Source organism: Microcoleus sp. MOSTC5 (genome assembly GCF_036701825.1).
Lineage (GTDB): Bacteria > Cyanobacteriota > Cyanobacteriia > Cyanobacteriales > Microcoleaceae > Microcoleus > Microcoleus asticus.
The window spans coordinates 15047-28091 of the sequence record NZ_JAUBRK010000038.1; the positions used below are offsets into that span (position 1 = coordinate 15047).

Genomic DNA, 13045 nt, shown 5'->3' on the forward strand with positions numbered 1-13045 from the left:
AACAGATACTAAAATTGGGGCGAACAGATATCCGCCACTAAAATCACTCACCGGCTTCTAGATGGATTTCGGAAATTTCCGGTTAAATTGGTTAAAGTGAAGGCAGACATTTCAAATCATCCCACCGACACCAAGCACCATATGCCAGAATCTGACCTAGGCAGTTTTGCGGTGGCACCCGAAGCCTCACTCCCGATCGCAGAAGATGAAGACACCGAGATCGATCGTCCGACCGTAACTCGATCGTCAGCATACAACAACTGGTCTGCCGACGATCCAGTGGGAGCTTTGTTCAAGGAAATGGCTCGGTATCCTCTACTGACAGCAGCCGAAGAAGTAGAGTTGGCGCGCCGCGTTCAAGAATTGGTAGCCCTGGATCAAGTAGAACAGCGTTTGCAGCAGGAATTGGACAGAGTGCCGACAAAAGCTGAACTCGCAGCGGCTTTGGGGATAAGCGAAACTCAACTGCAACAGCTTCGCCACCAGTGTCAGTCGGCGAAACGGAAAATGATCAGCTCGAATTTGCGCTTGGTGGTTTCGATTGCCAAACGCTATCTTAATCGTGGCGTGCCTTTTCTCGATTTAATTCAGGAAGGAGCTTTGGGTTTGAATCGGGCAGCCGAAAAGTTCGATCCGGAGAAGGGTTACAAGTTTTCTACTTATGCCTATTGGTGGATTCGCCAGGGAATTACCCGGACAATTGCCAATCAAGGGCGGACGATTCGCTTGCCTGTTCACATTGTCGAACAGTTAAATAAACTCAAAAAAGTTTATCGAGAGTTGAAGCGTTCTCTTCAACGCAATCCAACTGAAACTGAACTTGCTAGAGAAATGCAAGTTACTTGCGAACATCTTCGCTACCTCCAGCAAGTACGTCGGCAATCTTTGTCTCTCAACCACCGCATCGGCTCAGAAGAAAGTTCGGAACTTTTGGATGTTCTGGAAGATAACGCGACGCAATCTCCCGAAGCTCAGATGAATGAGATGATGATGCGCCAAGATATTTTGGAGGTGTTGGACAGTATTTTGACAGAGCGGGAAAAAGAGATTGTTGCTATGCGTTACGGTTTGCTGACCGGCGAACCTTACACTTTAGAAGAGGTCAGCAGTTTGTTCAATTTGTCGCGCGAACGAGTCCGTCAAATTCAAAATAAGGCAATGCGAAAGCTGCGCCGCCCTCAAGTGACGGAACGATTGAAGGGCTGGTTGAAATAAGAAAAAAAATTTGAGTTTGCATTTTGAAAAATCTTAAAATTATTGTGAGGGGCACTACGAGACCGCCGTAAATATGCTGGTTCAAGGTGGAAAAGCTTAATTAAAAATTACAAATTAAAAATGTCTGGATGTGGTATTTTTAATTGTTGATTGTCGCGTACTACTTACTTATTTATGTCTTCTGAGGTAATTTTGCGCCCAGCTACCCGCGCCGACGTGCCGGTGCTGTTTGATTTGATTAAAGCTTTAGCTGAGTACGAAAAATTATCTCATGCCGTTACTGGCAATGCCGTTGATTTGGAGCATCATTTGTTTGGCGATAGACCTTTTGTGGAAGCGATTTTAGCCGAGTGCGAAGGTCGAGTTGTGGGCTGGGCGCTGTTTTTTTACAATTATTCTACTTTTTTGACTCAGCCGGGAATTTATTTGGAAGATTTGTTTGTGCTGCCTGAGTTTCGAGGGCGGGGAATTGGCAAGTCTTTAATAGTTTATTTAGCGCAGTTAACAGTAGAAAGGGGCTGCGGGCGTTTGGAATGGAGCGTTTTGGATTGGAATGAATTGGCGATCGGATTTTACAAGGGTATCGGTGCTGATGTGATGCCCGACTGGCGGATTTGCCGGGTTGCGGGCGAGTCTTTGGCAACTTTGGCATCCAAACAATTGTAAAAACCCCTCAATAAGACTCGGCGACTGCAATCAATCCTACAAAAACTTTCGTCCCTTTCTAAGAGACTAAGAAATTAAGGTGTGCCACAAGCACCTTACAAGGAATCCGTAGGGTGCCACAAGCATCTTACAAGGAATCCGTAGGGTGCCACAAGCACCTTACAACAAATCTGTAGCGCCTTAAATCTTGGGTTGCCTAATCCGAGTAGATAATTGGCAAAAATATAGGAAAATTTAAGTAACAGTAGATTTTGATTGAGAGAGTAGATCGTGATTATTTGGGTAAACGAGCAAATCGATCCGTCGGGCCTTCTTTATTCTTGCATTGCTTGTTGCGATGAGACTCAAGCGAAGGATTGCCACGAATCTTTTGAGAAGAATTTGACGGCAGAGCAAAAAGAGCAGGGCTGGGTTGCTACCTTGCGCACTGTTAGTTCTTGGGATGAGGTGCCTGTTAATGCTTTGAAATTGAATTGATCGGTGCAAGTGATTAGCAGCTTTAGTCTCGCCGTATTTGGGTTCGAGCGAAACTGCACGAAAACGTTGGGCATCACTTCGGAAAAGGCAAGATAACTCGATCGCACATTGGTCAAATTCAAAAAGGTTTTGTGAATGTGAAGGTAAAAACCTGCAAGCATTTGGGGCTGCGAGTCTGAGAATTTTGCCCTGCAAGGTGCGGGAATTTGGGCGGAAATTTTCGGGCCCGCAGTGCTGCGAACAGGCTAGGACGAAAAAGGATGCAAGTGCGATCCTTTTCGAGGGCTCCGCTAACGAGAATTCGCATTTCTCAAACGGACTTTAGCATTACTATTAATAGATAAAGGCATTTCAAATTGTCAAGTTAAATTTTTATGGTTGAAACCTTATTTCACGCTTATACCCCTCTAGTTATCTGGACGGGCTTGGGACTGCTGCTGTTTCAGTACATCCCAGTTAATTTTCCCAAGCTGCTGAGCTACTTTCTTTTCTGGATTGGGATACCGCTGCAAATTCTAGTTTTAGCCCGTCAAAGCGATTTTTCGGGTGCTGTGGGATTCACGCCGGCGATCGCCATATTCGTGTTATTTCTGAGTACGAGTTGTGCTTGGCTGACTTGGGTATTATTGCGCAGGCTGAGTGCGGCCCACATGAAAAAGCCCTATTTTCAGGGCAAAAATTCTCTGGTAAATTTATTCTTATTAAATTTTAATTCCCTGAAGCGATCGAGCCAAGGGAGTTTTATCCTAGCTGCGATGTTAGGGAATACGGGCTTTGTCGGATTAGCAATCACCCCCTCTATCATCAGCACCGATAACAACAACTGGGCTGTGTTGTACAGCGTCACTAACAACGTGATCGGAACCTACTGTTTCGGTGTATTTATTGCTAGTTATTTTGGGAATTCCGATCAAAAAAATCACTGGTGGACTCAGCTCCGGGATGTGCTAACAGTTCCCGCGCTGTGGGCATTTTTAATTGGTTTTTTAACCAGAAATATCCCCCTACCCCAGACAGTGGAATCGGGATTGCAGACGGCAGTTTGGGTGGTAATTGCCAGTGCTTTACTGCTGGTTGGCATCCGGCTGAGGTCTATTAAGAAATGGGAAAGTTTTGAACTGGCGTTAATCCCGTCGCTGTTAAAAGTGATAATTGTGCCGGTGCTGATCGGATTGGGTGCTAGTTATTTCGGATTTAGCGGCGATCCGAGGTTCGTGTTGGTGTTGATGTCTGGAACGCCCACAGCTCTTTCCGTGCTGATTTTAGCAGAAGTCTACGAACTCGATCGCGATTTGTTAGCTAGCAGCATCGCCATCACTTCTGTCGGGTTGCTGTTGATGCTTCCGCTGTGGTTAGCTGGGTTTAGTTAATATTAGCTAAAGTTTCAAATCAGATTGCTCTAAAATTTTGCCGTACAATGAACAATAACTGCACGGAAAAGACGATGAACGAGCCAATAAGTGCTACAGATCTGCCTCCTGCATTCCCCGACCATACCAAATTGCCAGACGAAGACGGTACATTTGTGACAATTTTTCAGGAGCATCCCCAGAGCATCATTCTGACAGATTCGATCGGGTCGGTTGTAGAGCGGCTGCATCCAGATGGACAATATGCGATCGGGCAAGATTGTGGCATTGACTGGCGAGAAACTGACCCACCAGAGCGAGGTGCAGAAGCACCGAATTGGTTTTACGTGCCGAATGTACCGGCAACACTTGATGGTTTTCGCCGTTCTTATGTACTTTGGTGAGAACACATGGCTCCGTTCATTGCTTTAGAATTTGCTAGCGGTAATGGATAGGAAGAGCGCGATCGTACTCCCTTGACTGTGGCCGCTGACCGTACCACCACTAAACCGGGTAAGTTTTGGGTGTACGAGAGAATTATCCGCATTCCTTACTACGGCATTTATGAAATGATAACGGGCAATTTAGAGGTCAATCACTTGATAGATTTTATGTATCGAAGGATGGAGCCAAACGCACGCGGTCACTATCCCATTCCTGTACTAGATGTAGAATTGGGACTGTGGCAGGGAAGCTATCAAAATTAAGAACTGCTTTGGCTGCGGTGGTGGGATTTGCAGGGAAATTTGCTATTAATTGGCTCGGAACAAGTGGAAATTGAGCGGGATAGAACCGAACAAGAACAGCAAAAAACCGAGCAAGAACGGCAAAGGGCCGAACAAGAACGGCAAAGGGTCAAACAAGCAGAGCGAAAAGTCACCCAGTTAGCGGAGCGACTGCGATCGATGGGACTCGATCCCGATGCTGAGGATTGATATCAAATCCGATCGTAGTAGATACCGAGCCGGTGCGTCGCGATCGACAATCTCTAAATCAACTCGATTTTCTCCTAGCGACGCACCATACCTCATCGCGAGCCGGTGCGTCGCAGCAGTAATAATGCGATTAGATTAGTCTTAAAATTATTTTTGTAGTAAATGTAACTTACAAATCTGACATTACAAGCAATCATTTTAATAGGATTGAGCCAACCTCCAAAACCAAACAATTTTTCACATGGCAATTAACCAAAATTTATCTGTATCTAAAAACTCAATTAAAGCGTTTCGCGGTGCTTTTCTAGATTTTGTGGAAGATCCTTTTTATGTTGCCCAAAATCAAAGCGTTCGCTATGTTCCCGATGGTCTGCTGGTTGTAGAAAACGGAATTGTTAAAGCTTTTGGAGCTTACGATCGCCTGAAAGAGAAGTTCTCAGACATCACTGTGTCTGAATACCCAGGAATGCTGTTGATGCCTGGATTTATTGATATTCACGTGCATTTCTCCCAAACTGGAATGATTGCTGCTTACGGAAAACAGCTTTTGGATTGGTTGAATCAATATACGTTTCCAACCGAACTGAAGTTTAAAGACCGAGAATACGCCGAACAGGTTGCAGCTATTTTTCTTGATGAACTATTACGCAACGGCACGACGACGGCAGTTGTTTTAGCAGCGGTTTTTTCAGCATCAGTCGATGCTTTTTTTGAGGCCGCGAGCCGTCGAAATCTGCGGATGATTGCTGGTAAAGTGATGATGGATCGCAATGCACCGAAATATCTGATCGATACGGCCCAAGAGTCGTATCAAGATAGCAAACAACTGATTGAAAAATGGCATCACAATCAACGATTGTTATACGCAGTGTCGCCTCGGTTTGCACCGACTTCAACCCCGGAACAACTGAAGCTAGCAGGGAAACTGTTGCAAGAGTATCCTGATGTTTATCTGCACACGCATTTATCAGAGAACGTTAATGAAGTTGCTTGGGTAAAAGAACTTTTTCCCGAGTGCAAAGGCTATCTCGATGTGTACGATCGAGCCGGATTAGTCGGAGAGCGATCGATCTTTGCACACGGCGTACAACTGACAAATGCAGAATTTCAACGACTCTCTGAAGCAAAATCGACGATCGCATTCTGTCCTACGTCAAATTTGTTCTTAGGCAGTGGGTTGTTCGATCTTGAAAAAGCGAAGTCGATCGACGTTCCGATTAAAGTAGGGCTTGCCACAGATGTTGGTGCAGGAACGAGTCTTTCGATGCTGCAAACGGCAAATGAAGCGTACAAAGTCGCGCAACTGAGACAATACTCTCTCTCTGCATTTCAAGCATTGTTTCTCGCTACCCTGGGCAGCGCTAGAGCGTTATGTCTGGACGATCGCATTGGCAATTTCGAGGTGGGTAAAGAAGCAGATTTTGTGGTGCTGGACTTGCGATCGACGCCGCTCATGGCATTTCGCAATTCTGCGGCACCCGCAACAACGCTGGAAGAACTTGCCGAGCGTGCCTTTAGTTTAATCATCATGGGCGACGATCGAGCCGTTCACGCAACCTACATCCTGGGAGAACTCGCCTACAGCAAAGCAGATTAAACTATCGGCGTCGCCTAAACAACTGGTAAGTCATTCACACCTAGCAGTTGGATCTCGCCTGAGCCGGCTCAGGCTGCTGAATGATGAAACCGCAGCGACATAAAGATGAACCGAATCACGAAGATGCCCGCAATGATCCAAGTTCCCCCAGACACTTCCTTGGCTCTACCTTGGCAGGTTTTCACAATCGGATAGGCAATGAATCCGATCGACAACCCTTCCGCGATCGAATAAGTCAATGGAATCAGGAATATCGTTAGAAACGCTGGAATCACTTCCGAAATATCATCCCAGGGAATTTCTTTGACCTCAGCCAACATCATCGCGCCAACAATCACCAGCGTCGGCGTCGTTGCAAAAGCCGGAATCGCTTTAAACACCGGAATGAAAAACAGCGACACCGCAAATAATGCTGCCACAACTAAAGCGGTAAATCCAGTTCTACCGCCTTCGGCAACGCCTGCGACGGATTCAACATAAGCCGTCACGCTCGACGTACCGAAGATCGGCCCGATTGTGGTGCCAATTGCATCTGCCATCAGTGCTTTATTTGCACGCGGCAACTCGCCATCCGGGCCGATATAGCCTGCCCGCATTCCCACACCCGTTAACGTCCCGATCGTGTCAAAAATATCAACAAACAGAAATACAAACAGCACTGCAATCCAGTCAAGAAAATTGTCGGAGTTCAGATTAGCAATTCCCACAAATGCTTGACCAAAAATGTCTTTTGGCAGTTCCGGCAGCGCAAAAAATCCTTGAGGTGGGGGTGAAACCTTGAACAGCCAAGCCCAAATTGCGGTGCCAAAAATTCCAAATAGTAACGCACCTCTGACGCCCCGAACCACCAATCCGGCTGTCATCGCTAAACCCGCCACAGCGAGTAGCGTGTTCGGTTCTGCTAAACTGCCAAACGCCGTTTTTGTCGCTGGATTTGCCACAATCAATCCGGCTCCCCCTTTGGCAACATCTCCTGACATACCGATGTAGGCAATAAACAAGCCAATCCCTGCTGCGGTTGCGTGCTTGAGCGACCTGGGAATTGCCACGATCAATAACCGACGTACATCCGTGAATGTCAGAGCGATAAAAATTAACCCCTGAACAAACACGCACGACAGCGCCAATCGCCAATCGATTTTCAGTCCGATTACAACTGAGAAAGCAAAAAAGGCATTCGTTCCCATTCCAGGCGCCAGCCCGAAAGGGTAGTTTGCTAAAATTGCCATGCAGAAGGTTCCAACTGCCGCCGCAACAGCGGTTGCCACAGCCAATTGCGAAAACAAATCTCCAGGCTGTTGTAGAAAAATCGCGTTTGACAGCACGATCGGATTGACGACTAAGATGTATCCCATCGTCATGAACGTGGTGATACCGGCGAGCGTCTCTGTTTTGAAATTGGTTCTGTAGAAATCAAACTGGAAGAACTCTGCCAGTGCTGCTTGCCAACCTGTGTAGGATTGCTTTGGCGGAATCGGTTTTTGAAATTCTAAATCAGCGCTCATGGTTTCGATCTCCGAAAATCTATTGAGATAGGAGTTAGGCGGTAAACGATCGTCCTAGACCCAATGCCGCCAATCCTTTGCGATAGGCGATCGAGCTTTTATCCCCGGCAATGTGGACTTCATCTTGCAGCGCGATCGGTAAATCTTCGGGATACTGTTCTTCAACAATGTCCTTATCTTCGCCAAACACTTGATCGTTAAAGTCCAGCGTGTCTTGCAGGGGTGCATCTTTGTCAAAATTGCGGCAAATCGGCACAAACAAGCGCGTCTTGCGGGCTGAAACCGGACAGGCAGCATTCAGAATGTGTAACTGCCCGTTCGGAAAGGTAACGGTTAACTTCGCTGTGAACGGCAGCCACACTTCAAACAATCGACGCCACTTAAACCCAGGCGGACTCAGATGCTTTAGACCGTGCGGATAGTTGCTCACAGTGCTGACATAATCAGCGCGAAACCCGTGCGGTAGTCGCTCAACGGGATAATCTGGCACTTCTTGATTTTCGCGCTCGCCAAAGGATTCGGTGTGAACAAACGCAAAATGACTCACATCCAGAAAGCCTTCTACTTGACGACCTGCGGCAGCTTCGATCGCCACGCTGGCTGGGAGTACCTGAATATAGTCTGGATCGTTCCATTCCTTAAAGTCAGGAAAATGGACTGAACCGTTATCCACAAGCCTTACCCACACTAAACCATAGCGTTCGGTGACAGCGTAGGTCGTCAATTTCAGCCGAGCGGGAATTGCGGCATCCGGTTGAGCGGGAATACGCGTGCATTGACCGCTTTTGTCGTAGCAGACGCCGTGATATTTGCATTGGAGTTCATCGTTCTCAACCCATCCCAAACTCAGAGGAGCACCGCGATGCAAACACAAATCCCGTGCTGCAACGATCGAGCTATCGGAAAGTCGAAACAGCACGAGCCGTTCATCGAGCAGCTTGGCGGCAAACGGTCGATCAGTGACTTCCTGCGAGAACGCGATCGGATACCAAAACGGCGCAAGGGCTTTCCAATCAGTTTCAGTAAAGGTGCAGTTTCGAGGCAATATAAACGCAGAATTGCACGATCGTTCTTGTGTAGTGTGCATAATGCTGTATGCGAAATACCGCTGAAGCTTAAAACATTAGAAAGCTTACTTCTGTACGATTTACTACATATAGCCTGTCTCAGTAACATGAGTTAGTTGTAGGTTGGGCCCTTGGAACGAACCCTACGTTTCACTTCGCCCAAATCTCTGGGGCTAACTGGTGGCTCGCTGCTCTTTTACCTATTTCAAATGCTAGTTGTAGTCCGATCGCGAGTTGCGATCGAACGCCGAATCTCTTTCATCCTTGCCTTTGGGAATCACTTTTTCCAATCCCTTAGCAATTAATGGTAGAAATCCGATCACCAACATTACGCCCAATACGTTAAATATTAATTGAGCATTGGCGATTTCTCGGGCAACATCTTCGCCTGGCCCAAATAAGCTGGAGAACCATTGGGCGAGCGCCGCCAATTGACTAGCAAATAAAATCCCCAAAGTGGCGGTCGTCAGATTAAATAATAAATGAAAAATGCCCGTTCGTACAGCAGGTCTTTCTCGTCCAATTGTCGCGACTAATGTATCGGCGCAAGTGCCAACTTCCGCTCCTAACATTAAGGCAATCCCAGCAGGAAGTGAAATTAAACCTTGACTAGCTAGGGTAACGATAATAGCAACCGTAGCGGAGGAAGATTGAACTAAAATGGTAAACAAGGCACCAATTCCAGCTCCTAGTAAGGGTTTTTCTCCCAAAGTTTCCATTAACTTAAGAAATGGTTGGTAGGTCTCAAACGGCTCCATTGCGCTTTCAATTTGGTCTAGTCCGAAAAACAGTAAGCCAAAACCCAGCAAAACTAAACCAATATTTTTTAGTCTGTCTGTTTTACCAATAAAAGTTAATAAGAAGCCAATAAACATAACAATTGGCGCGTATTCGTTAATTTTAAAAGCAACGATTTGAGCGCCGATAGTCGTGCCAATATTGGAACCTAAAACTACTCCTAGAGACTGAACAAATGTTAGCAATCCGGCACTCACCATCGCAATTGTAATAATAATTGTGACGGATGAAGAATCTAATAAAGTTGTGGCTGCTGCGCCTGTGGCGAGTCCGGCATAGCGATTTGTAGTAAAATGTCCGATAATTTCTTTCATGCGATCGCCCGCAATTGCTTCGAGTCCTTCCGCCATCCGAGTAACACCATATAAAAATAGCACCAATCCTCCAATCGCGCCCATTGTCATTTTAAAAGGCTCTAGTTTTTCCTCTTTTTTATCTTCCCCTTCGCTGGCATTCTTAGCTGGTTGATTCTTCTGCTGTTGCTGTTCTTCAGTAGCAGCAGGCGTTGGTTCTACTTCGCTTGAATTGGGCGTTTGAGCTTGGACGCTAACTTCTAAAGATGGGTAAAATAAATTATAACGAGCGCCGATTAAGGGAGGAACAACAATCAATATTGTTGCTAAAAAGCTGAGTACCAATAGGTTAAAAATTTTATTCCTTGACTTATTTAAATACCGCATGATGTTTCCTCAATTTTTTATTTACTTTAAATTTTTACTAAATGCCAAACATCTACCTAAATAAATAGTTTAAAAGTCCAGAAAAAAGATTATAATTGGTTTATAAACAGGTTAACAAAACTTGCGCAAATCATAAACTAACGGGTGGCTTCTTCCCAGAAAGAACGCATGGCGCCATCCGTAACTAGAGCAAGATTTCGATAATTTAGAGCAAGAATCGAGGTTGAACGAACTGTTTACACTCTTTAAGCTTTAAGTAACCGCTATCAATTAACCGCAGCGGAAGGAGGAACTTATTCTGTCAGAAAATCACACGCCGCCAAATATTGACAGTCGGCGCACCAGGAATCGCAGGGCTGATATCAAATCCGGTGGGATAGGAATTATAAGCGTGCGAGCGTCCCCGCTCGCGATCGTGTTAGCCAGCCGGGACGCTCGCACTGATATTATCCAAATATATTACTCCGATGCCACCGGAAACGATATGACAGGAGCGATCGCTCCTGGTTTCACGTCTGTGCGATCGACGACCTGAAATCTGCTGTATGTAGAGGGACGGGAGGGGAAAATATCTAATCTAATAAAGCCCGTCCTCGACGCACACACGCTATCTCTAGGGCTCCACGCACACCGCACTACCTTTTACAATCACAAAAAACAAAGCTGATGGAAACTAAACCACCTCTACCGCCATTTACGTTGGAAACGGCTAAAGCCAAAGTTCAAGCTGCTGAAGATGCCTGGAATACCCGCGATCCAGAACGAGTAGCCTTAGCTTATACGGAAGATTCTCAGTGGCGAAACCGTGCCGAATTCTTCAGCGGACGGGAAGAAATCAAGGCTTTTTTAAGACGAAAATGGGCAAAGGAATTAGATTACCGTTTGCAGAAAGAACTCTGGAGTTTTACAGACAATCGGATTTCTGTTCGCTTCGAGTATGAGTGGCACGATGATTCTGGCTACTGGTATCGCGCCTATGGTAATGAACAGTGGGAATTTGCAGAAAATGGGTTAATGCGAAGACGTGAAGCCAGCATTAATGATGTTCCCATTCAAGAATCTGAACGGAAGTTTCGATAAGATTTATCTGTGAGTTGCTAGACGCATAAACCTGGTTTTTTAGGAAAATATGCAGGTTTGTAGTAAGGACTTTAATCATGATTGACTGAACGCCAGAAAGACAAATAAAGTCCTCACTACTAACGAAAGGTTTGTAGTAAGGACTTGAGTCATGATTAGAACTCTTGCAAAAATACAAAGCACCCCACCCCAACCCTCCTCTTGAATCAGGGGAGGAGGCAAGATTATTCTTGTTTCCCCCCTTAATAAGGGGGGACTTGCGGCGGGTGAATTTGACTTTTGCAAGAACTCTAGAGAAGTTTATAAAGCATCTACGATCGTGTAGAATCTGAAAAAATAATTTTAATGGAGTTTTGTTGCAAATGAAATTTTTGGCTATCGAAACACTAATTTTTAGTTCTCTCCTTCTGTCAATCTCATCGTTGTCCTCTGCTCAAAGTAATCAACAGGGCTCTACAATTCTACCCACAGGAGCTTACTACGCTCAAGGAACAATGTTCAATAACTCCCGTAGAGAGATTGCACATCAAAACAATAGAATCTGCATCAAGATCGTCGATGGTCCGGCAAATCCCTACAAAGGAGTCGAATCTATCACAATTAGCAGCGTTTCTTTGGTAAATGGGAAATTCTATATTGATGCAACTGGCACAGAGCTAGTATTAAAAAACAATGGAAAAGCATTCTCTGGCGACATTCGCGGTACATGGGAGTATAGAGGTATCTCCCCCGATCCAAGGAGTCAACCCATACAAGCTAAAAAAATGGCAGAATGTGTAGCGGCTCAAGGACGATATGTGCAGAAGATGGAAGGAATATCCATTTCAGGAATTGATTTTCCGAAGCATTAACCATGATCGAGATGGGTGGGGGCGCAACCAAAAGGTGATCTGTGGGATGCAGTAATGGGTAATCGGAGTAAGGTGCGCAGTGCGCACCCTACATCATTAGGTTATGCGTCCAAGACTGTATCCTCAATCGCAAAGCAAACTCGGAGAAGTCAGGACAAAGACATCCCTGGTTCCCACGCCTTCAGATTCCGGTTTAATCGGCGTAGTAAAGTGGAAAAACTCGTGGTCGTTAACTAACAGCAATTCTCCCGGATGCAGAATTTTATTAAAAACAGGCTTCTCTTTTTTAGCCAAGTACAAATGCGTTTCCCCGCCGACAATATTAGTTCTGTCAACCGAGAAGATGCCGATAAAATCAGTACCGTCTTGGTGAATGCCTTCCGGTGCGGGGTTCCCGAAATTGTGCGGCGAACAAGTCGTCCTGATTTGATGGATGCCGATTTCAGCTTCGGGGTGAATTTTGCAAGAATCGAAAAAAGCAAAAATCATCTGTTTGAAATTATCGAGGGCGATTAGCCGATCGTCCAATTCGGCAAATTCGCGCCTGATATCGCCCACTAGCGGATTGTATGTTTTGCTTTGATACAAATAGCCGTGAGGTAACTTAACTAACTCATTTCCGTTGACTGCAAACCGCGATAATCTTCTCGAACGATACTTACCTTTCACATACGGATCGACAGGCATATCGTCAAAAAATTCCTTGAAACCTTCTAGCTTAATCGAGTTTACTTTTTTGAAAGTAAACATGAAGGCATAATCCAAATGAATGGATTCTAATACGGTTTTCATAGATTTTTCTCCCTGAAGCCTTGCTCCCCTCCT

The 13045-nt window shown here is 45.6% G+C and carries 12 protein-coding genes and 1 pseudogene; 9 read left to right on the forward strand and 4 right to left on the reverse strand.

The window, feature by feature from the left end:
- The first annotated feature begins 141 nt into the window (after positions 1-141).
- The 6 genes and pseudogenes from QUA54_RS20805 to guaD all read left to right on the forward strand — a co-directional run bounded on the left by QUA54_RS20805 (position 142) and on the right by guaD (position 6239).
- Positions 142-1215 carry an RNA polymerase sigma factor, RpoD/SigA family gene (locus QUA54_RS20805; RefSeq protein ID WP_333416149.1) on the forward strand — a complete coding sequence of 358 codons (1074 nt, stop codon included), beginning with the start codon at positions 142-144 and terminating at the stop codon, positions 1213-1215.
- Between the two features lie 174 nt (positions 1216-1389).
- Complete coding sequence (locus tag QUA54_RS20810) at positions 1390-1881, forward strand: GNAT family N-acetyltransferase (protein ID WP_333204299.1); 492 nt, start codon at positions 1390-1392, stop codon at positions 1879-1881.
- A gap of 270 nt (positions 1882-2151) precedes the next feature.
- Positions 2152-2358 carry a glycogen debranching protein gene (locus QUA54_RS20815; protein ID WP_333204301.1) on the forward strand — a complete coding sequence of 69 codons (207 nt, stop codon included), beginning with the start codon at positions 2152-2154 and terminating at the stop codon, positions 2356-2358.
- A 374-nt stretch (positions 2359-2732) separates the two neighbouring features.
- Positions 2733-3728, forward strand: a complete 996-nt coding sequence (locus QUA54_RS20820; RefSeq protein WP_333416115.1) for an AEC family transporter — start codon at positions 2733-2735, stop codon at positions 3726-3728.
- A gap of 74 nt (positions 3729-3802) precedes the next feature.
- Positions 3803-4642: pseudogene (locus tag QUA54_RS20825) on the forward strand (Uma2 family endonuclease).
- Between the two features lie 241 nt (positions 4643-4883).
- Positions 4884-6239: a guanine deaminase gene (gene guaD, locus QUA54_RS20830; protein WP_333416116.1), complete on the forward strand. Its 1356-nt coding sequence runs from the start codon at positions 4884-4886 to the stop codon at positions 6237-6239.
- A 68-nt stretch (positions 6240-6307) separates the two neighbouring features.
- On the opposite strand, the gene QUA54_RS20835 is transcribed toward guaD, so the two are convergent.
- The 3 genes from QUA54_RS20835 to QUA54_RS20845 all read right to left on the reverse strand — a co-directional run bounded on the left by QUA54_RS20835 (position 6308) and on the right by QUA54_RS20845 (position 10289).
- Complete coding sequence (locus QUA54_RS20835; RefSeq protein WP_333416117.1) at positions 6308-7744, reverse strand: NCS2 family permease; 1437 nt, start codon at positions 7742-7744, stop codon at positions 6308-6310.
- 34 nt (positions 7745-7778) lie between these two features.
- Entirely contained in the window at positions 7779-8831 is a 1053-nt protein-coding gene (locus QUA54_RS20840) for an aromatic ring-hydroxylating dioxygenase subunit alpha (protein WP_333416118.1), read from the reverse strand.
- A gap of 192 nt (positions 8832-9023) precedes the next feature.
- Positions 9024-10289 carry a Na/Pi symporter gene (locus tag QUA54_RS20845; protein ID WP_333416119.1) on the reverse strand — a complete coding sequence of 422 codons (1266 nt, stop codon included), beginning with the start codon at positions 10287-10289 and terminating at the stop codon, positions 9024-9026.
- Positions 10290-10680: 391 nt separating this feature from the next.
- Here QUA54_RS20845 and QUA54_RS20850 point away from each other — a divergent pair, with 391 nt between their 5' ends.
- From QUA54_RS20850 to QUA54_RS20860, 3 genes are all read left to right on the forward strand, one after another.
- The gene (locus tag QUA54_RS20850) at positions 10681-10824 is read left to right on the forward strand and encodes a hypothetical protein (RefSeq protein WP_333416120.1); all 144 of its coding nucleotides are present in this window, start codon (positions 10681-10683) and stop codon (positions 10822-10824) included.
- A gap of 131 nt (positions 10825-10955) precedes the next feature.
- Positions 10956-11369, forward strand: a complete 414-nt coding sequence (locus QUA54_RS20855) for a nuclear transport factor 2 family protein (RefSeq protein WP_333027583.1) — start codon at positions 10956-10958, stop codon at positions 11367-11369.
- Positions 11370-11731: 362 nt separating this feature from the next.
- Complete coding sequence (locus tag QUA54_RS20860) at positions 11732-12220, forward strand: hypothetical protein (RefSeq protein ID WP_333416121.1); 489 nt, start codon at positions 11732-11734, stop codon at positions 12218-12220.
- 123 nt (positions 12221-12343) lie between these two features.
- Here QUA54_RS20860 and QUA54_RS20865 read toward each other — a convergent pair whose 3' ends face one another.
- Entirely contained in the window at positions 12344-13012 is a 669-nt protein-coding gene (locus QUA54_RS20865; protein WP_172190452.1) for a 2OG-Fe dioxygenase family protein, read from the reverse strand.
- Between the last annotated feature and the right edge of the window lie 33 nt (positions 13013-13045).